Source organism: Halomonas sp. 18071143, assembly GCF_019211725.1.
GTDB lineage: Bacteria > Pseudomonadota > Gammaproteobacteria > Pseudomonadales > Halomonadaceae > Vreelandella > Vreelandella stevensii.
The window spans coordinates 2,488,076-2,506,736 of sequence record NZ_CP078120.1 but is presented as its reverse complement, the minus strand read 5'-3'; the positions used below and the strand labels follow the sequence as shown (position 1 = coordinate 2,506,736).

Below are 18,661 nucleotides of genomic sequence, written 5' to 3'. Positions count from 1 at the left end.
GTACACTCATTCTTCCCTAGACACGCAGTTAGCCCATGAGTTGCGTAGGCCGAGGGAGCATTGTAGCAGGTCATTTACCCTGTGAGACTCAATCATTACTGTAAAGAGGATTTCCATGTCCGAGGCTTTCAACGCAGAACGTTTAACGCGACTGTGCGATTTCTTGCAGCAGTCGCCCACGCCATGGCACGCCACCCAGAACATGGCGCAGCGTTTGGAGCAGGCGGGCTTTACACGCTTGGAAGAAACCGCCAACTGGCAGCTGTCGCCGGGCAAGCGTTACTACGTGACGCGCAATGACTCGTCGCTGATCGCCTTCCAGCTGCCTGCCGGAAAGTTGTCCAGCCTGCGTATGCTGGGTGCGCATACCGACAGCCCCGGGTTGCACCTGAAGCCCAACGCAACGCAGTACTCGGCGGGTTGGCTGCAGTTGGGTGTGCAGGTATATGGCGGCGTGCTGTTGGCGCCCTGGTTCGACCGTGAGCTGGGGTTGGCGGGGCGGGTGCACGTGCGCCACGCCGATGGTCGGCTGGAAAGCGTGTTGCTGAACGTGGCGCAGCCGGTGGCGATGATTCCGAGCCTGGCGATTCACATGGACCGTGACGTCAATGCAGGGCGTACGATCAACCCGCAAACCCAGATGGCACCGGTATTGCTGCAGAGCAACGACCTCGAGCTCAACGACCTGTTGGCGCAGTGGCTGGAAGCGCAGCACGGGCTGCGTGCCGTGGATATCGTCGATTTTGAGCTGGGTTTTTACGACGTACAGCCGCCTGCGCTGGTGGGGTTGCGTCAGGAGCTGCTGGCCAGTGCCCGGCTGGATAATTTGCTGTCGTGCTTTGTCGGGCTGGAGGCGCTGCTGGCGTGCGATGGCGAGCAGGGGGCGTTACTGGTGGCCAACGACCATGAAGAGGTTGGTAGCGCCAGCGCCTGCGGTGCACAGGGGCCGTTTCTGGGAGACGTGCTCAAGCGTTTGAATGGGCAAGTGGGCGGGGGTAGTGAAGAGTCGCTGATTCAGCTGATTCAGTCGTCACTGATGATCTCCTGCGATAACGCCCACGCGTTGCACCCCAATTTCCGTGACAAGCACGATGAGCGGCATGGACCGGCCATCAACGGCGGGCCGGTCATCAAGGTGAACGCGAGCCAGCGTTATGCCACCAACAGCGTGACCGGTGCACTGTTTCGCGATGTTTGTCGAGAAGCCGATGTGCCTGTGCAGTCATTCGTCACCCGGGCAGACATGGGCTGCGGCAGCACCATCGGTCCGATCACGGCGACCGAAGTGGGCGTGCCGACCATCGATGTGGGCTTACCGCAGTGGGCCATGCACTCCATTCGTGAAACGTCCGGCACTCGCGACGTCGAGTATCTGACTCGCGCGTTGGTTCAGTTCCTGAATCGCGTGACGCTGCACTGATCACCCGTCAGCGAACCAGAACGAACCAAAATGAAAAAGGCCCGCTGATGAAATCAGCGGGCCTTCGCTATTGCTAGCTCGATTCGGTGTTGGTGGCTACGCCCTGATTTGAACAGGGGACCCCATCATTATGAGTGATGTGCTCTAACCAGCTGAGCTACGTAGCCGTGCAACGGGGGCGAATATTACCCACCCCTTTGTCATTCGTCAAGCATTGATTGTTTGCTTCGTTACACATTGAAGCGGAAGTGGATCACGTCGCCATCCTTGACGATGTAGTCCTTACCTTCCAGGCGCCATTTTCCGGCATCCTTGGCACCCTGTTCGCCGCCCAGTGAGACGTAGTCGTCATAGGCGATTACTTCGGCGCGAATGAAGCCTTTCTGGAAGTCGGTGTGAATGACCCCGGCGGCTTCCGGGGCGCTGGCACCCTGCTTGACGGTCCAGGCACGTACTTCCTTGACGCCTGCGGTGAAGTAGGTCTGCAGGCCCAGCAGGGCATAGCCTGCGCGGATGACGCGGTCCAGCCCCGGCTCTTCCATGCCCATTTCGGCCAGGAACATGCTGCGCTCATCGTCGTCGAGCTCGGCGATTTCGGCTTCCAGCTGGTTGCACACCGGCACGACCACAGCGCCTTCTTCGGCGGCGATCTCCTTGACGATGTCCAGGTAGGGATTGTTCTCGAAACCATCTTCATTGACGTTGGCAATGTACATGGTGGGCTTGAGCGTCAGGAAACCAAAGCTTTTGACCTGGCGTTTCTCGTCGTCATCCAGGCCAAAGCTGCGCAGCGGCTGGCCTTCCGCCAGGTGGGGCTGAATCTTGTCCAGCACCGCCTTGGTGGCCATGGCGTCCTTGTCGCCACCCTTGACCACGCGCACCAGGCGCTGGCTGGCTTTTTCCACCGTATCCAGATCGGCCAGAGCGAGTTCCAGGTTGATGGTCTCGATGTCGGCGCGGGGGTCTACCTGGTTGGCCACGTGGATCACGTTGTCGTTGTCGAAGCAGCGCACCACATGGGCAATGGCCTGGGTTTCACGAATGTTGGCGAGAAACTTGTTGCCGAGCCCTTCGCCCTTGGAAGCACCCGCTACCAGGCCGGCGATATCCACGAATTCCATGGTGGTCGGCAGGACTTTTTCGGGCTTGACGATGGCTGCCAGCTTATCCAGGCGTGGGTCTGGCATGGGGACGATGCCGACGTTGGGTTCGATGGTGCAGAACGGGAAGTTCTCGGCATCGATACCTGACTTCGTCAGTGCATTGAACAGGGTGGATTTGCCTACGTTGGGTAGGCCGACAATACCGCAGTTAAAGCCCATACATTACTTCCTGGCCGCTAGGCCAGCGCTATTTCGTGAGGCGCTGGCCAACAGTGAATAAACGTGTGCGATCACACGACTGATCAAACGTGCTGCTATTTTACGCTATGAAGGCGATTCATGGCTTTAGCCCAATCGCCGGAAAGTGCCAGCGGCAGGGTGGCCAGGCTCTCCTCCAGGGCGTGCGCGATGGCTTCCTGTTCGGCTTTGCCAGGGCGGCCCAGCACGTAATTGACCACCTGGCGTGCTTCCCCTGGGTGGCCGATGCCGATGCGCAGGCGGTGGAACTGCTTCTGGTTGCCCAGCGCGCTGATGATGTCGCGCAGGCCGTTGTGGCCGCCGTGCCCGCCACCGGTCTTGTAGCGTGCCTGGCCGGGGGGCAGGTCCAGCTCGTCATGGGCGACCAGCAGGTTCTCTGGAGTGAGCTTGAAGAACTGGGTCAGCGCAGCCACGGCAGCGCCGCTGCGGTTCATGAAGGTCGAGGGGTTCAGCAGGTGCAGCTCATGCTCGCCCAGACGGACCTTGGCATAAAGCCCCAGAAACTTCTTTTCTGGGCGTAGTTCACTATGGGTGCTGCGGGCCAAGGCCTCGACCAGCCAAAAACCGGCGTTGTGGCGGGTTGCATCATAGTCAGCACCGGGGTTGCCCAGTCCGATAATGGCCGTTACCTGGCTCATGTGCTCAGCTCCAGTAGGATGAAAATGACAGCGTGTCTCGGGCCGCAAAAAAAAATCAAGCGCCGAAGCGCTTGATTTTATCATTTCCGAGCCATGCGGGCATGGCTCGGGGCGCAATACCGCTGCGCCCTGGCTTACTCGGCGCTTTCTTCTGCGTCGCCTTCGCCTTCTTCTTCAACACGTACTTTGACAGCAGTGATGCTCAGTACGGCGTTGTCGTGCTCTTCACCGTGGGACAGGTCAACGGAAGTGACGCCCGCCGGGAAGGTCAGGTCAGACAGGTGCAGGGTAGTGCCCAGCTCGACCTTGCTGATGTCCACTTCCAGGAAGTCAGGAAGATCTTTCGGCAAGCAGCTGATGGCGATTTCGTTGGCCAGTACGTGCAGTTCACCGCCCTGGTCCTTGATGCCCACACACTTGTCTTCGTTCACCACGTGCAGCGGCACATTCATGGTGATGGCGTGAGTCGCGTCGACGCGCATGAAGTCGGCGTGGGTCAGCAGCGGCTTGAAGGGGTGACGCTGCAGATCACGAACAACGACCTGCTCTTCGCTGCCATCGATGACCAGCTTGATGACGGAAGAGAAGAACGACTCGTCTTCGATCGCCTTGTAGAAAGCGGTCTTTTCGACAGAGATGGATTGCGCGCCTTTCTCACCGCCGTACACAACGGCCGGTACGAATTGGTTCGCACGACGCAGGCGGCGGCTCGCACCTTTCCCCAGGTCGTTACGAACGCTGGCTTTCAGGATAAAATCAGACATGTTAATTGCCTCTTGGTTTAAGTAAGGAAACGCCGCCACCCGCGACCAGACGACGACGTTCCCATGGCCCCAGATGGGGGCTTGTCACATCAGGCGATCAGTGGAACATCGCGCTGACGGATTCTTCGTTGCTGACGCGGCGAATGGCTTCCGCAATCAGGCCAGCAACGCTCAACTGGCGAATCTTTCCGCTGCGACGCGCATGGTCGGCCAGCGGAATGGTGTCGGTCACCACGACTTCATCCAGTACGGAGTTGGTAATGTTGTCTACCGCCGGGCCCGACAGGATCGGGTGGGTGGCATAGGCGACGACCCGCGCCGCGCCATGATCTTTCAAGGCTTCGCCCGCTTTGCACAAGGTGCCTGCGGTATCGATCATGTCATCGACGACTACGCAGGTGCGGCCTTCGATTTCACCGATGATGTGCATGACCTGCGCCTGGTTGGCCTGGGGGCGACGCTTGTCGATGATGGCCAGGTCGGCATTCAACTGCTTGGCGATGGCGCGAGCACGTACTACGCCGCCGACATCGGGGGATACCACCACCAGGTCGTCGTAGTTCTGGCGCTCGATGTCGTCGAGCAGGATCGGAGAGCCGTAGACGTTATCTACTGGCACATCGAAGAAGCCTTGAATCTGGTCGGCGTGCAGGTCCATGGTCATGACGCGGTCGACGCCTGCTTTTACCATCATGTCGGCGACTACCTTGGCCGAGATGGGGACGCGGGCGGAGCGTACACGACGATCCTGACGGGCATAGCCGAAGTAGGGAACGACGGCCGTGATGCGGGTCGCCGAGGCACGACGCAGGGCGTCGACCATCAGGATGAGCTCCATCAGGTTGTCGTTCGTCGGCGCGCAGGTGGATTGCAGGATAAAGACATCCTTGCCACGCACGTTCTCATTGATCTCGACCGCGATTTCGCCGTCGCTAAATTGACCCACCGTGGCATTACCCATGCGGCTGTCCAAGCTCTCGGCAATCTTTTGAGCGAGTTCGGGATTGGCATTCCCGGTGAAGACCATCAATTTTGACACGCGCAGCCACCTTTGCAGTGTTGGGGATCAGGGGAGAAAACGCAGATCAACATCAGGATTGGCTGGGGTACCAGGATTCGAACCTGGGAATGCCGATACCAAAAACCGGTGCCTTACCACTTGGCGATACCCCAGCAAACAGCCTGATGCGACGACCGGGCGCTTTCAGCAGCCCAGAGCATCTTGTAGGGGAGAGGTGTTGAGCCCTTTGGCCACCCAGGCTTTCCAGCGCTGGTTGGCTTGTCTGGCCACTGTCTGTGCTGCCTCTTGTGTATCGAAGGCGGCAAACAGACAAGCGCCCGTACCGGTCAATCGGCACGGTGCATACTGTGCGAGCCAGTCAAGCGCTTCCGCAATGAGCGGATAGCCTTTCCTGACCGTTGCCTCGCAGTCGTTGCGCCATTCGGCCGCTCCCCCCTGCAGTGCGCGCGCCATAGTAATGGGGAGGCTGTCGCGTGTCAATTCCGCATCCTGGAAGATGGCCGGTGTCGAGACGCTCACACCGGGGTGGATCACCACAAACCAGGGGGTGTCCAGCGTGACCGGAGTGAGCCGTTCGCCAACGCCTTCTGCCCAGGCGCTATGGCCATGCACGAACACCGGGACGTCGGCGCCCAGCGTCAGGCCCAGCGTGGCCAGGGTCTGGCGATCCAGACCCAGCTGCCACAGCTGATTGAGACCCACCAGCACGGTGGCGGCATTGGAGCTGCCACCCCCCAGGCCGCCGCCCATGGGTAGGCGCTTATCGATGGCGATCGATACGCCCATATGGTGGCCGCTTTCCTGCTGGAGCAGGCGCGCGGCACGGACGATCAGATTGTCATCGTGGGTAACGCCTGCCAGTGGGGTGGTCAGCTCGATGCGGCGGTCCTGACGTAGGGTAAAGGTCAGCGTGTCGCACAGGTCGAGCAGCTGAAACAGCGTTTGCAGCTCGTGGTAGCCGTCTGGACGACGGCCCACGATATGCAGCATACGATTCAGTTTGGCCGGGGCCGGTAGAGTCAATGGATGTGGTGTTGCGGGCATGCCGGTTCTCTAAAATGAAGGTGCAGGGCAGTGAGTCTGCGCTTATTCGCCCGAACGGCTGGATGCCTGCCACTGGTTGACCACCAGGGTAATGCGTACATCTCCGTAGTTCATGACCAGACGGCGGGGCAGCCACATCTCCTCTACCCGCTCCCAGTCACGGTAGTCGATTTCCCAGCCATCCTGCTGCAGGAAACGCGGGAAGCCCAGTTCATCAGTTTCTAACTGATAGCTGGCGTGGTCACCGGGGAGGCCGCGCACCCAGTCGGGCATGGCGCGCACCGGCAGCGACCAGCCCAGCTGCTCTTCCATCAGGGCTTCCGGTGTCTCGGCTTCGAAGCGGCCGTCGCTGGTGCTCAGCGAAAAGCGCCCTTCACGTCCTTCCAGCACGCTGCGCCCACCGCCAAAGGGACCGCTGATCAGCATGCGGAAGTAGAACGGTGTCTGGTTCCAGTCGAGGTTGGCGCTGGTGTTTTCCTGGGGGGTGCGCAAGCCCGCTTTGCCCACCAGCGTCCAGCTGTCGAAGTCTTCGACCTGCGCCTGCTGGCGCTCCCACTGGCCTGCCTGACGACCGCTTTCGTCGACCGGGGCCTGGCTGGCACAGCCTGCCAGGGTCAAGAGGGCGAGGGCGGCCACCCATAGGCGAGTAGTGGGCAGTACACCAGACAAGCGGCGGCGTGTCGGACGAGCAGAGGGGAGTGACGTAGTCAACATTAGAAGCTCCATGTCAGTAGGGTCTGGATCCAGATGAGTGCACTATTAGGGCGTGCTGGCAGGCGTTAGTTCAGGGTGCCGTTCCAGCAGTTCGTCTATTTGGGGGTGGTGGTCGGCACGCCGCAGGGCTCGGGCGATGGTTTGGCGCGCTTCGTCGCTGCGCCCCAGGGCATGCAGCACTTCGGCCAAATGGGCGGCCACTTCCTGATCGGGTAGCCGCGAATAGGCGCTTTCCAGCCACGCCAAGGCGTCGTCCAGTTTGCCCAGCCGGAAGTATACCCAGCCCAGGCTATCCATGATGGCCGGGTTGTCAGGGTCGGCTTCATAGGCGCGCTCGATCAGGTCGCGGGCTTCTTCCAGGCGCTCGGTGATGTTCAAATCGGCCAAGGTATAGCCCAGCGCGTTCAAGGCGTCGGGGTTGTTGGGCTCGGTGCGCAGGATCTGTTGCAGGTCGCGCTCCATGGCGGCCAGATCGCCCATTTCCCAGCCGCGCATGGCGCGCAGGTACAGCAGGCGCGTGTCGTCGGGCGTGCGGGTGATTTCCCGGTCCAGCAGGGCGCCAGCCTCTTGCTCCATGCCGAGATCGTCCAGCAGCTGCACTTCGAGCAGCACCAGATCGCCAAAATAGGTGTCGTGGCGCATGCGCTCGATGCGCAGGAAAGCGCGCGCGTCCAGCAGGCGGTCGTCGTCGATCAGCATACGAGCGGCGGCTGCTCGCGCAGGCAGGAACTCGTTGCCATCGCGCACCTGGCGGTAATAGAGCAGGGCGTTGTCGATATCGCCCTGAGATTGTGCAATGGCGCCCAGCAGAAAGTAGGCAATATTGGGAATTCTGTCCTGGCCGATCAGAGGCTGCAGCAGCCGATAGGCGGGCTCACTGTGGCCCTCTTCGAGATAGAGCTGAGCCAGGGCGATGCGCAGTTCCTGATTGCCTCCGTGGGTTTCCAGCAGGGCGTTGGTCTGGGTTTCGGCGGCGGTAATGTTGTTGAGGCGGATTTCGGCCTGGGCCAGCATGAGAATGAAGCGCACGTCATCGGGTGACAGGCTCAGCCCTTGCTGGGCCGCCCGCTGAGCTGCGCGGTGGTCGCCGCTTTCCAGCGCCAGGCGTGCCTTGGTCAGCCACAGTGCTGCGGACTCGGGCTCGCGCTGCTCGACCAGGTCGAGGTGCTGCCGAGCGGTTTGTGTCTCGCCCAGGGCGGCTTCGATGAGCGCGGTGCCCAGCAGCACATCGCTGTAGGAGTCGCGCTCGGCAGCAGCCGGTTGCGCCAGATAGGTGCGTAACGGCTGTACCAGGACATTGAGTGGCGCTTCTTCCGCCACCGCAAGCTCGGCGAAACTCGATATGTCGCCGTAGCCGCCCGATTCGGCAATGGCCAGCCGCTGCTCCAGGCTATCCAGCCAGTCGCCGCGCTGAAGGGACAGGGCGGCTAGCAGCCGGTTGGGCGTTTCCGCGGTGGGCGACAGCTCGCGCCAGCGCAGCGCCGAAGCTTCCATCAAGGCGGCGTCGTTGCCAAAGCGTGCTGCAAAGGTGGCGCGCTCGGCCAGCCCCGGCGCGTTGTAGCGCTGGGCGGCATCCAGGTAGCCACGGCTTGCATAACGGTAGTCACCGCGCTGGCCAGCCAGCTCGGCAGCCAGCAGCGTGCTGAGCCCTGCCGCATCCAGGCCGCGTGTGACCGGCGGGGCCGTCAGCATGGGGTCGCGGCTAGAACTCATGAACCCACGATCTGGAAGCGTGGAGGACAGCTGGCAGCCGCTCAACAGCAGCGTCGCGGCCAGCGGTAATAGAGGAAGGCCCGATAGTGCTCGGGACAAACCCGGAAGTGTTGCGCGGTGGGGCATGCGTATCTCGATCAGGTGGCCGAGTGTTCAGCATAGCGGCTTGGCTGCCTGCGGCAAAGTGGTGTGCGCCAGAACATGCCGTGTTGTGATAGAATGTTCCACCTTGAAAGTGAGCCGGGTCAGCACAATTCACTCGTAAAGCTGCCTGATTGCCCCGCTCCAAGCGATAACGACGAACAGTGACGTGACGACCGATCCACTAGCGAAGACGCAGACCGCATGACGCTTCTTGCCCTGGGAATTAATCATCGTACTGCCAGCGTGGCCGTGCGTGAACAGGTGGCTTTTACGCCAACGCAGCTGGAAAGCGCGTTGGCCGAGCTGCGTGGCCTGCCGCACATCCATGAAGCCGCAGTACTTTCGACCTGCAACCGTACCGAGCTTTATTGCGTAACCGATGCCGCAGGCGAGCAAGCCGTGCTGGACTGGCTGGGACGCTTCCACAATCTGCGGGTCGATGATTTGGCACGCTGTGCGTACCACTATCATGACAATGAAGCGGCGCGCCACCTGATGCGCGTAGCGGTGGGGCTCGACTCCATGGTGCTGGGCGAGCCGCAGATTCTGGGGCAGTTGAAAGACGCGTATCAGCAGGCGCGCCAGGCCAGAGGGCTGGGCGGCGAGCTGGAACGGCTGTTTCAACACACCTTTGCCGTGGCCAAACAGGTGCGCACTGAAACCGGCATTGGCAAGAACCCTGTCTCGGTGGCTTATGCGGCGGTCAGCATGGCCAGCCGTATCTTCGATGACTTCAGTCGTGCACGGGCGCTGTTGATCGGTGCCGGAGAAACCATCGAGCTGGTGGCGCGCCATCTGCACGAAGCGGGCGTACGTCAGCTTACCGTGGCCAACCGTACCCGGGAGCGTGCCGAGCAGGTGTCTGCGGCGCTGGGCGGGACGGCCATCACCCTGCCCGAGATTCCGGATGCGCTGGAGCATGCCGACATCGTGATCTCTTCCACGGCCTCTCCGCTGCCGATTCTGGGCAAGGGGATGGTTGAGCGTGCCCTGAAGAAGCGCCGTCATCGGCCTGTCTTCATGGTCGATATTGCGGTGCCTCGGGATATCGAGCCGCAGGTGGGTGAGCTGGCCGATGTGTTTCTGTATACCGTGGATGATCTGGAAGAGGTCATCGAAGAGAACCGTCGCCATCGTCAGGTGGCTGCCGACCAGGCCGAGTCGCTGATTGAACACGGCGTCGGCAGCTGGCAGCATGAGCGCCGCATTCGCAATGGCGGCGAGGTGATTCGAGATTATCGTCGTCATGGCGAAGCGCTGCGCGACCAGGCGCGGGAGCAGGCGCTGGAACGCCTGGCCAAGGGTGAAGACCCGGCCAGGGTCATCGAGCGGATGGCTCACCAGCTGGCCAACCGCTTCATGCATCAACCCACGCTTGCCATTCGTGACGCTGCTTCGCAGGAAAACCATGAATTGCTCAACGCCGCGCCGCGCCTGTTACTGCCGCCCAAACCTGCCTTCGAGCAGGCTGCGCCTCCGGTAAAACGCCAGAAGGATGATACACCCGCATGAAAGAGACTTTGCGCCAACGCCTGGATAGCTTCTCCGACCGTTTCGAGGAGCTGGCCATGCTGCTGTCCGATCCCGAGGTGATCAACAATCAGCAGCGCTTCCGTGACTATTCGCGTGAATACGCTGAGCTGGAAGAGCTGGTGGCCGCCTGGCAACGTTACCGTGGGGTCGAAGACAGCATCGCCGAGGCCGAACAGCTGAGCCGTGACAGTGATCCGGAGATGCGCGAGCTGGCGGAAATGGAAATCAGCGATGGCCGCGAACAGCTGGCAGAGTTGGACGTCGAGCTGAAGCGCCTGCTGATCCCCAAGGACCCCGACGATGGCCGTGGCGTGTTTCTGGAAGTGCGGGCGGGCACCGGTGGCGATGAAGCGGCGATTTTTGCCGGTGATCTGTTCCGCATGTACTCCCGCTATGCTGAAAAGCGCGGCTGGCGGGTAGAAATCGTCAGTGCCAGCCACGGCGAGCAGGGCGGTTATAAAGAGGTGATCTCCCGGGTCAAGGGCGACGGCGTCTACGCACGGCTCAAGTTCGAGTCGGGCGCCCATCGCGTACAGCGCGTGCCCGCGACGGAGTCTCAGGGGCGTATCCATACCTCTGCCTGTACCGTGGCGGTCATGCCCGAGGTGGATGAAGTGGGCGATGTGGACATCAATCCCGCCGACCTGCGGGTGGACACCTACCGCTCCAGCGGTGCCGGTGGCCAGCACGTCAACACCACCGACTCGGCGATTCGCATCACCCACTTGCCCACCGGCGTGGTGGTGGAGTGCCAGGAAGAGCGCAGCCAGCACAAGAACCGTGCCAAGGCGATGTCCTTGCTGGCGGCCAAGCTCAAGCGCAATGCCGTGGATTCCCAACGCCAGGAGCAGGCCGATGCACGCCGTTCGCTGGTCGGCTCGGGAGACCGCAGTGAGCGGATTCGGACCTATAACTTCCCTCAAGGTCGCATCACCGACCACCGCATCAACCTGACGCTCTATAAGCTGACCGAAGTGGTCAGCGGCGAGCAGCTCGATGACGTGATCGAACCGCTGATCCATGAGTATCAGGCAGAGCAGCTCTCGGCCTTGCAGGACGGCTGATGACCTTCGACGCCTTGCTGTCACAGGCGGCCCAGCGGTTGACGCAGGCAGGCTCGCCCACGCCGCGGCTGGATGCCGAGGTATTGATGGGCTGTGCTGCCCAGTGCAGCCGAACGTGGCTCTATACCTGGGGCGACCGCGAATGCCCCACCTGGGAGCGAGCTCGCTTCGAGGCGCTGGTGGCCGCCCGTGCCCAGGGGCAGCCGGTGGCGTACCTCACTGGTGAGCGGGAATTCTGGGGGCTGCGGCTGGCGACGTCGCCCGATACGCTGATCCCCAGGCCCGATACGGAAACCCTGGTGGAGGTGGCGCTTTCTCGCGCTGCTGCCCCGGTGGGCAGGCTGCTGGACCTGGGAACCGGCACCGGCGCCATTGCGCTGGCGCTGGCCAGTGAAAAGCCGGGCTGGCAGGTCATCGGTGCGGACATTCGCCCGGGTGCCGTGGCGCTGGCCGAGCGCAATGCCGCCGCGCTAGGCATCGCCAATGCCCGGTTTGTGTTGAGTGACTGGCTCAGCGCATTTCTGCCTCCGGCTGAGGAGCCGCCTTTCGATATCATCGTCAGTAACCCCCCCTACATTGCGGCCGATGATCCGCATTTGAGCCAGGGCGATGTGCGCTTCGAGCCCCACTCGGCGCTGGTCGCCGATGCCAACGGCATGGCCGACCTGCTCCACGTGATCGAGGCCGCCAGGGCCCACCTGGCACCTGGTGGCTGCCTAGCGATGGAGCATGGCTACCAGCAGGCGGCCAGCGTGCGTGAGGCGCTGTTGGCGGCGGGCTACCGAAACGTTGAAAGTGTTCAAGACATGGGCGGCCATGAACGGGTTACTCTGGGGCACCTATATTAACTGCCTGATTCATTTGTATTGGATCCTGCCATGAAACCAAAAAATAGAACGCTGGACCGTATCGATCTCAAGATTCTTCGCTGTTTGCAGGAAAATGCGCGTATCTCCTACGTAGATCTCGCCGCAGAAGTTGGGTTATCCACAACCCCTTGTCTGGAGCGGGTCAAGCGCCTGGAGCGTGCCGGTATCATTCGCGGCTACCAGGCCATCCTGGACCCTCGCGCCCTGAAGGCGAACCTGCTGGTGTTTGTCGAGATCAGCCTGGAGACCCAGTCGCCTGCGGTCTTCGATGAGTTTCGGCGCGCGGTGGAAAAGCTGCCGCAAATTCAGGAGTGCCACCTGGTGTCCGGGCAGTTCGACTACATTCTGAAATGCCGCATCCCGGAAATGGCCGCTTATCGCCAACTATTGGGGGATGTGGTCTTGACCCTGCCAGGGGTGAAAGAGTCCAAGAGCTATGTGGTGATGGAAGAAGTGAAAGAGAGCTTCAATCTCCACATTCCTGATGTCGAGGAATTCGAGGATAAGTAAACCAATGATGGACGATCAGGCGCTGCTGCGTTACAGCCGCCAAATCATGCTGCCCGAAGTGGATATCGAGGGTCAGGAGCGACTGCGCGGCGCCCACGCCGTGATTATCGGGGCTGGCGGGTTGGGCTCGCCAGCCGCGCTGTATCTCGCGGCGGCGGGAGTGGGGCGGATTACCCTGGTAGATGCCGACCATGTGGAGCTTTCCAACCTGCAGCGCCAGATAGCCCACCAGCAGGCCAGCCTGGGCCTCAACAAGGCGCGTTCGGCGCAGCAGCGCCTGGAGGCACTGAACCCTGAATGCCAGGTGGTGGCCATCGAGCGTCACGCCGAAGGCGAGCTGTTGGCAGAGCTGGTGGCTTCGGCCCAGGTGGTGCTTGACTGTACCGACCGTTTTTCCAGCCGTTATGCCATCAATGCCGCGACGCAGCGAGCCGGTGTGCCGCTGGTCTCGGGGGCGGCTATTCGCTTTTCCGGCCAGCTGGCGGTATTCGACCCGCGTCAGCCAGATAGCCCCTGCTACGCCTGCCTCTATCCCCCGGAAGCTGGCGATGACGAAGCCCTCAGCTGTGCCGAGAGCGGCGTCATGGCCCCTTTGGTGGGCTTGATTGGCTGCTTTCAAGCTGTCGAGGCCTTCAAACTGCTGAGCGGTGCGGGTGAGGCACATCAGGGGCTGTCGGCCTTCGACGGGCTCAGCGGGCAGTGGCGTCATTTCCAGGTGCCGCGTGACCCGGCGTGCCCGGTGTGCGGAACGCGAAAGCCCGCCTGAATAGGCGGGCCTGGTCACGGTCTTTTGCTTTTTATAGGCGGATGAATCAGTTGCGGATCAGGTAATCGAAAGCGCCCAGCGACGCTTTGGCGCCTTCACCCATGGCAATGATGATCTGCTTGTAGGGCACGGTGGTGACATCGCCTGCGGCAAACACGCCGGGCACCGAGGTCATGCCGTGGGCGTCGACGATGATTTCGCCACGCGGTGACATCTCGATGGGGGAGCCCTTCAGCCACTCGGTATTGGGCACCAGGCCGATCTGTACGAAGATGCCTTCCAGAGCGATGTTCTTGACTTCGTCGGTTTGGCGATCCTTGTAGGTCAGGCCGTTGACTCGGCTGCCATCACCGGTCACTTCGGTGGTTTGCGCGTTCAGCACGATATCCACGTTGGGCAGGCTCTTGAGCTTCTTCTGCAGCACGGCGTCGGCGCGCATTTCACCCATGAACTCCACCAGGGTCACATGGCCGACGATGCCTGCCAGGTCGATGGCCGCTTCGACGCCTGAATTACCGCCGCCAATGACCGCGACACGCTTGCCCTTGAACAGCGGGCCATCGCAGTGGGGGCAGTAGGCCACGCCCTTGTTGCGATACTGCTGCTCGCCGGGCACGTTCATTTCCCGCCAGCGGGCACCTGTGGCCAGTATCAGGGTCTTGCTCTTCAGTTGGGCACCGGACTCAAAGGTCACTTCGTGCAGGCCACCTTCGGTTTCTGCTGCTTTGAAAGAGGTCGCACGTTGCAGGTTCATCACGTCCACTTCGTACTGCTTGACGTGCTCTTCCAGGGCGCTGACCAGCTTGGGGCCTTCGGTATGGGTTACGGAGATGAAGTTCTCGATCCCCATGGTATCGGCCACCTGACCACCGAAGCGCTCGGCGGCAACGCCGGTATTGATGCCCTTGCGCGCAGAGTAGATGGCCGCCGAGGCGCCCGCCGGGCCGCCGCCGATGACCAGCGTGTCGAAGGCTGCCTTGTCATTCAGTTTCTTGGCTTCACGCTCGGCTGCACCGGTATCCACCTTGGCCAGGATCTGCTCCAGCGTCATGCGACCCTGGTCGAAGGGCTTGCCGTTGAGGTAGATGCTGGGCACCGACATGATTTCGCGGGCCTCGACTTCCTCCTGGAACAGGGCGCCGTCGATGGCGACGTGGCGCACCTTGGGGTTGAAGATGGCCATCAGGTTCAGCGCCTGGACGACGTCCGGGCAGTTCTGGCAGGAGAGCGAGTAGTAGGTCTCGAACAGCATCTCGCCGTCCAGCGCCTTGATTTGATCGAGCTGCTCTTGCGACGTTTTGGGCGGATGTCCGCCGACCTGCAGCAACGCCAGTACCAGCGACGTGAATTCGTGGCCCATGGGAATGCCCGCAAACACGACGCCTGTCTCTTCTCCGGCACGGTTTAGGGCAAAGGAGGGCTTGCGCGCATCCTGGCCGTCGGTTTTGAGGGTGATCTGAGTGCTCAGGCTGCTGATGTCTTCCAGCAGGCCCAGCAGCTCGCGTGACTTGGCACCGTCATCGAGGGACGCAACGATCTCGAAGGGCTGAGTCACTTTTTCCAGATACGCTTTCAATTGATTCTTTAAATTGGCGTCCAGCATGACAGTGGTTCCTCGTAGTCAGCAGTAGAACGTTCTCGACCAGGCACGCCAGCCTTGGGTATGCGATAAGGAGCAAGCGTGTGGGAAAACAGGGATGCATTAACAGGGTGCTGAAAAAAAGACACCCGGGGCATGCCCGGGTGTGATGCTGCCGACCGACACGCGCCGGGTCGGCAGCGGTAGGCGTTTAGATCTTGCCTACGAGGTCCAGAGACGGGGCCAGAGTCTCTTCGCCTTCTTTCCATTTGGCCGGGCACACTTCGTTCGGGTTGGCGCGAACGTACTGGGCAGCCTTGACCTTGCGCAGCAGCTCTTCGGCGTTACGGCCGATGTTGCCCGCGTTGATTTCGACGATCTGGATCTTGCCGTCGGGGTCGACAACGAAAGTGCCGCGCTCGGCCAGGCCAGCTTCTTCGATCAGTACTTCGAAGTTGCGTGAAATTTGCAGAGTCGGATCGGCAATCATCGGGTACTGCAGCTTACCAATGGTCTCGGAGCTGTCGTGCCACGCCTTGTGGGTGAAGTGGGTGTCGGTGGAGACGCTGTAGATCTCGACGCCCAGCTTCTTGAACTCTTCGTAGTTGTCGGCCAGATCACCAAGCTCCGTGGGGCATACGAAGGTGAAGTCAGCGGGGTAGAAGAAGAACACTGACCACTGACCTTTCAGATCCGCTTCAGTAACGTCAACGAACTCGCCGTTCAGGTAAGCAGTCGCTTTAAACGGTTTTACTTCGGTATTGATCAAAGACATTGAAAACATCTCCGCAGTGAGTGAATGGTGGTTGGAAAAGTTGCTGGCCATATTAGCGAACTACGACTAATAGCTAAAATTGGAAAAAATGATGTTGCCAATAGCCAAGGTCTATAGTTTGCCTGCGCCCTTGGATGTGGGGTCACCAACAGGGTAATGCAAGAATTTTTCACTTGGACTTGCGATGGACGTCGCTGCACCGCAAAATTCGCACGGTCAGGAGAATGGGCTAAGCTGTTTCTCAGCAGCGGCAAATGAGTCAAAGAGGTATCGGCGTCAGCGCTAACCGTTGCCAAGCTCGGTGCGCCTGTTCGACGGGCACTTTCAAGACAAGTGGACTTTCGAGATAAGGAGTAGCTAGATGGGGAATATCCCAAAACGTTCAGTGGCCGTTACGGCAATCGCTTTTGCCGTAGCGGCCACCGCTGCCCACGCCAATGAAGTGCGGGTATACAACTGGTCCGACTACATTGCTCCGGAAACGCTGGCGAAATTCACCGAGCGCACCGGTATCTCCGTGACCTACGATGTCTACGACAGTAACGAGATCCTCGATGCGGCGCTGCTGTCTGGCCGCTCGGGCTACGATGTGGTCGTGCCCTCCAACTACTACTTTACCCGTCAAGCCAGAGCGGGGGTGTTCCAGCCCCTCGACCACGAGCAGCTGCCCAACTTCGAAAACCTCAATCCGGAGTTGATGGCCAACCTGGAGGCCATCGATGAGGGCAGCCAGTACTCCATCCCCTACATGTGGGGCACCAATGGCATTGGCTACAATGTCGAGCGAGTGAAGGAGATTCTCGGTGACGATGCCCCGGTGGATAGCTGGGCACTGCTCTTCGACCCTGAAATTACCGCGGCTCTGCATGCGGCCGGTTGCGGTATCTCCATGATGGACTCGGCGGACGAAATGCTCTCGCCGGCCATTGCCTACTCGGGCGGCGACCCGCTGAGTGAAAACCTGGAGGACATCGAAACCGCCGGGCAAGTGATCGCGGCCGTACGCAACCATGTCACTTACTTCCACTCCTCGCGCTATATTTCTGACCTGGCCAATGGCGAAATCTGTGTCGCCGCAGGCTACTCGGGCGACGTGTTCCAGGCAGCAGACCGAGCTGAAGAGGCGGGGCGTGACTTCACCATCGCTTACAGCATCCCGAAAGAGGGCGCTGCGCTGTGGTTCGACATGATGGCCGTGCCGGCCGATGCGCCTAACCCCGAGAACGCGCATGCGTTCATCAACTTTATTCTCGACCCGGAAATTGCCGCCGAGATTAGCGAGTACGTTAGCTACGCCAACCCCAATCTGGCTGCGAACGAGTTCCTTTCCGAGGAGCTGCTGAATGACCCTGCGGTTTATCCGGATGCAGACGTCATGCAGAACCTGTACGTTCAGGCGGAAAAGCCGCAGGACGTGCTGCGTGCGCGTACTCGTATCTGGAACCGCGTCAAGTCTGGTCGCTAAACCGACCCTTGTCTGACAGCGAGCCGGGCAGTTGCCTGGCTCGCTGTTCGTCTTTTATCGCCCGGCTTCTCGGGCCTTTTGATGGGAGTGGCGAATGGTCACTACGCCCCTGTCGAACGACACTTCATCCTCGTCATCTGCCATTCCCCCGTCGCTGAGACCACAGGGAAAGGCACCCCGTTTTGCCGAGGATATCGTGTTGGAAGTCAAACGCCTGAGCAAGCGCTTCGATGACGCGCTGGCGGTGGATGACGTGAATTTGCAGGTCAAACGCGGCGAAATCTTCGCCCTGTTGGGGGGCTCGGGGTCTGGCAAGTCGACCCTGCTGCGCATGCTGGCGGGCTTCGAGACGCCGAGCGAAGGTCGCATCCTGCTGAGTGGCGAAAACATTACCGACATGCCGCCGCACAAGCGCCCGATCAACATGATGTTTCAATCCTATGCGCTGTTTCCGCATATGACGGTGGCGCAGAACATCGCCTTCGGGCTGAAACAGGACAAGCTCCCCAAGGCGGATATCGAGGCGCGAGTGGCCCAGATGCTGAAGCTGGTGCATATGGAACGCTTTGCCAAGCGCAAGCCGCATCAGCTTTCCGGCGGCCAGCGCCAGCGAGTGGCCTTGGCGCGTTCGCTGGCCAAACGGCCGAAGCTCTTGCTGCTGGACGAGCCCATGGGCGCTCTCGACAAGAAGCTGCGCACGGAAATGCAGCTGGAAGTGGTCGAGATCATCGAACAGGTAGGCGTTACCTGCATCATGGTGACTCACGATCAGGAAGAGGCCATGACCATGGCGGATCGCGTGGCGATCATGGCCGATGGCTGGATCGAGCAGGTGGGCTCTCCGGTCGATATCTACGAAAGCCCCGCTAGCCGCATGGTGGCCGAATTCGTCGGTACCGTGAACCTGTTCGAAGGGGAGATCATCGAGGACGCGGCGGACCATTGCCGCATCGCCAGCCCCTCGCTTTCAAGGCCTATCTATCTCGATCACGGGATCACCACCCAGGCGGTGGACCGTCGAGTATGGGCGGCCCTGCGCCCCGAGAAAATCTGGCTGACCCGTGAACAGCCAACCGGCGAATACAACTGGGAAGCTGGCAAGGTGGATGACATTGCCTATCTGGGGGGGTATTCGCTGTATTACGTGCGCACGGCCTCGGGCAAGCTGATCAAGGTGAGCATGGCCAACACAGAGCGTCGCGGTGATCGTCCCACCTGGGAGGATAGCGTGTACGTTTACTGGGAAGATCACAGCGCTATCGTGCTGAATCGCTGATGATT

At 60.8% G+C, this 18,661-nt stretch carries 17 protein-coding genes and 2 tRNA genes; 8 read left to right on the top strand and 11 right to left on the bottom strand.

Annotated elements, in window-relative coordinates; genetic code table 11:
- Nucleotides 1–115: 115 nt before the first annotated feature.
- Complete coding sequence (locus tag KVY02_RS11685) at nucleotides 116–1,420, top strand: M18 family aminopeptidase (RefSeq protein ID WP_218313579.1); 1,305 nt, start codon at nucleotides 116–118, stop codon at nucleotides 1,418–1,420.
- 90 nt (nucleotides 1,421–1,510) lie between these two features.
- Here KVY02_RS11685 and KVY02_RS11680 read toward each other — a convergent pair.
- The 9 genes from KVY02_RS11680 to KVY02_RS11640 all read right to left on the bottom strand — a co-directional run bounded on the left by KVY02_RS11680 (nucleotide 1,511) and on the right by KVY02_RS11640 (nucleotide 8,675).
- A tRNA-Met gene (locus tag KVY02_RS11680) sits at nucleotides 1,511–1,587 on the bottom strand.
- 63 nt (nucleotides 1,588–1,650) lie between these two features.
- On the bottom strand, nucleotides 1,651–2,742 hold the full coding sequence (gene ychF, locus KVY02_RS11675) for a redox-regulated ATPase YchF (protein WP_081195653.1): 1,092 nt from the start codon (nucleotides 2,740–2,742) through the stop codon (nucleotides 1,651–1,653).
- 95 nt (nucleotides 2,743–2,837) lie between these two features.
- The gene (gene pth / locus KVY02_RS11670) at nucleotides 2,838–3,419 is read right to left on the bottom strand and encodes an aminoacyl-tRNA hydrolase (RefSeq protein ID WP_081195654.1); all 582 of its coding nucleotides are present in this window, start codon (nucleotides 3,417–3,419) and stop codon (nucleotides 2,838–2,840) included.
- A 134-nt stretch (nucleotides 3,420–3,553) separates the two neighbouring features.
- Complete coding sequence (locus KVY02_RS11665; protein ID WP_218313578.1) at nucleotides 3,554–4,183, bottom strand: 50S ribosomal protein L25/general stress protein Ctc; 630 nt, start codon at nucleotides 4,181–4,183, stop codon at nucleotides 3,554–3,556.
- A 97-nt stretch (nucleotides 4,184–4,280) separates the two neighbouring features.
- Nucleotides 4,281–5,222 carry a ribose-phosphate pyrophosphokinase gene (locus KVY02_RS11660; RefSeq protein ID WP_026001771.1) on the bottom strand — a complete coding sequence of 314 codons (942 nt, stop codon included), beginning with the start codon at nucleotides 5,220–5,222 and terminating at the stop codon, nucleotides 4,281–4,283.
- A 59-nt stretch (nucleotides 5,223–5,281) separates the two neighbouring features.
- A tRNA-Gln gene (locus KVY02_RS11655) sits at nucleotides 5,282–5,356 on the bottom strand.
- Between the two features lie 31 nt (nucleotides 5,357–5,387).
- The gene (ispE, locus tag KVY02_RS11650) at nucleotides 5,388–6,248 is read right to left on the bottom strand and encodes a 4-(cytidine 5'-diphospho)-2-C-methyl-D-erythritol kinase (RefSeq protein WP_081195656.1); all 861 of its coding nucleotides are present in this window, start codon (nucleotides 6,246–6,248) and stop codon (nucleotides 5,388–5,390) included.
- Nucleotides 6,249–6,290: 42 nt separating this feature from the next.
- Nucleotides 6,291–6,962, bottom strand: coding sequence for a lipoprotein insertase outer membrane protein LolB (gene lolB / locus KVY02_RS11645; RefSeq protein WP_081195657.1), 672 nt, complete (start codon nucleotides 6,960–6,962; stop codon nucleotides 6,291–6,293).
- 45 nt (nucleotides 6,963–7,007) lie between these two features.
- Complete coding sequence (locus KVY02_RS11640; protein WP_371317376.1) at nucleotides 7,008–8,675, bottom strand: tetratricopeptide repeat protein; 1,668 nt, start codon at nucleotides 8,673–8,675, stop codon at nucleotides 7,008–7,010.
- 345 nt (nucleotides 8,676–9,020) lie between these two features.
- Here KVY02_RS11640 and hemA point away from each other — a divergent pair, with 345 nt between their 5' ends.
- Genes hemA through KVY02_RS11615 form a run of 5 tightly spaced genes read left to right on the top strand, consistent with a single transcriptional unit; the run spans nucleotide 9,021 to nucleotide 13,561 of the window.
- The gene (gene hemA, locus KVY02_RS11635) at nucleotides 9,021–10,331 is read left to right on the top strand and encodes a glutamyl-tRNA reductase (protein WP_081195659.1); all 1,311 of its coding nucleotides are present in this window, start codon (nucleotides 9,021–9,023) and stop codon (nucleotides 10,329–10,331) included.
- Nucleotides 10,328–11,416, top strand: a complete 1,089-nt coding sequence (prfA, locus tag KVY02_RS11630; protein ID WP_100731919.1) for a peptide chain release factor 1 — start codon at nucleotides 10,328–10,330, stop codon at nucleotides 11,414–11,416. Before hemA ends, prfA begins: the two co-directional genes overlap by 4 nt.
- A complete protein-coding gene (gene prmC / locus KVY02_RS11625; protein WP_218313577.1) occupies nucleotides 11,416–12,264 on the top strand; it encodes a peptide chain release factor N(5)-glutamine methyltransferase in 849 nt (282 codons plus the stop codon). The genes prfA and prmC overlap by 1 nt, the downstream gene beginning before the upstream one ends.
- 30 nt (nucleotides 12,265–12,294) lie before the next feature.
- Complete coding sequence (locus tag KVY02_RS11620) at nucleotides 12,295–12,795, top strand: Lrp/AsnC ligand binding domain-containing protein (protein ID WP_218313576.1); 501 nt, start codon at nucleotides 12,295–12,297, stop codon at nucleotides 12,793–12,795.
- 4 nt (nucleotides 12,796–12,799) lie between these two features.
- Nucleotides 12,800–13,561, top strand: coding sequence for a molybdopterin-synthase adenylyltransferase MoeB (locus tag KVY02_RS11615; RefSeq protein WP_081137572.1), 762 nt, complete (start codon nucleotides 12,800–12,802; stop codon nucleotides 13,559–13,561).
- Between the two features lie 46 nt (nucleotides 13,562–13,607).
- Here KVY02_RS11615 and ahpF read toward each other — a convergent pair whose 3' ends face one another.
- Both ahpF and ahpC read right to left on the bottom strand, forming a co-directional pair.
- Nucleotides 13,608–15,164 (bottom strand): alkyl hydroperoxide reductase subunit F, encoded by a 1,557-nt coding sequence (gene ahpF, locus KVY02_RS11610; RefSeq protein ID WP_218313575.1) that lies wholly within the window; start codon nucleotides 15,162–15,164, stop codon nucleotides 13,608–13,610.
- A gap of 187 nt (nucleotides 15,165–15,351) precedes the next feature.
- Nucleotides 15,352–15,915 carry an alkyl hydroperoxide reductase subunit C gene (gene ahpC / locus KVY02_RS11605; protein ID WP_081137576.1) on the bottom strand — a complete coding sequence of 188 codons (564 nt, stop codon included), beginning with the start codon at nucleotides 15,913–15,915 and terminating at the stop codon, nucleotides 15,352–15,354.
- Between the two features lie 361 nt (nucleotides 15,916–16,276).
- On the opposite strand from ahpC, the gene KVY02_RS11600 reads away from it, so the two are divergent.
- On the top strand, nucleotides 16,277–17,380 hold the full coding sequence (locus tag KVY02_RS11600) for a polyamine ABC transporter substrate-binding protein (protein ID WP_081137578.1): 1,104 nt from the start codon (nucleotides 16,277–16,279) through the stop codon (nucleotides 17,378–17,380).
- Nucleotides 17,381–17,474: 94 nt separating this feature from the next.
- Nucleotides 17,475–18,656 carry an ABC transporter ATP-binding protein gene (locus KVY02_RS11595; protein ID WP_218313574.1) on the top strand — a complete coding sequence of 394 codons (1,182 nt, stop codon included), beginning with the start codon at nucleotides 17,475–17,477 and terminating at the stop codon, nucleotides 18,654–18,656.
- The last annotated feature ends 5 nt before the right edge of the window (nucleotides 18,657–18,661 follow it).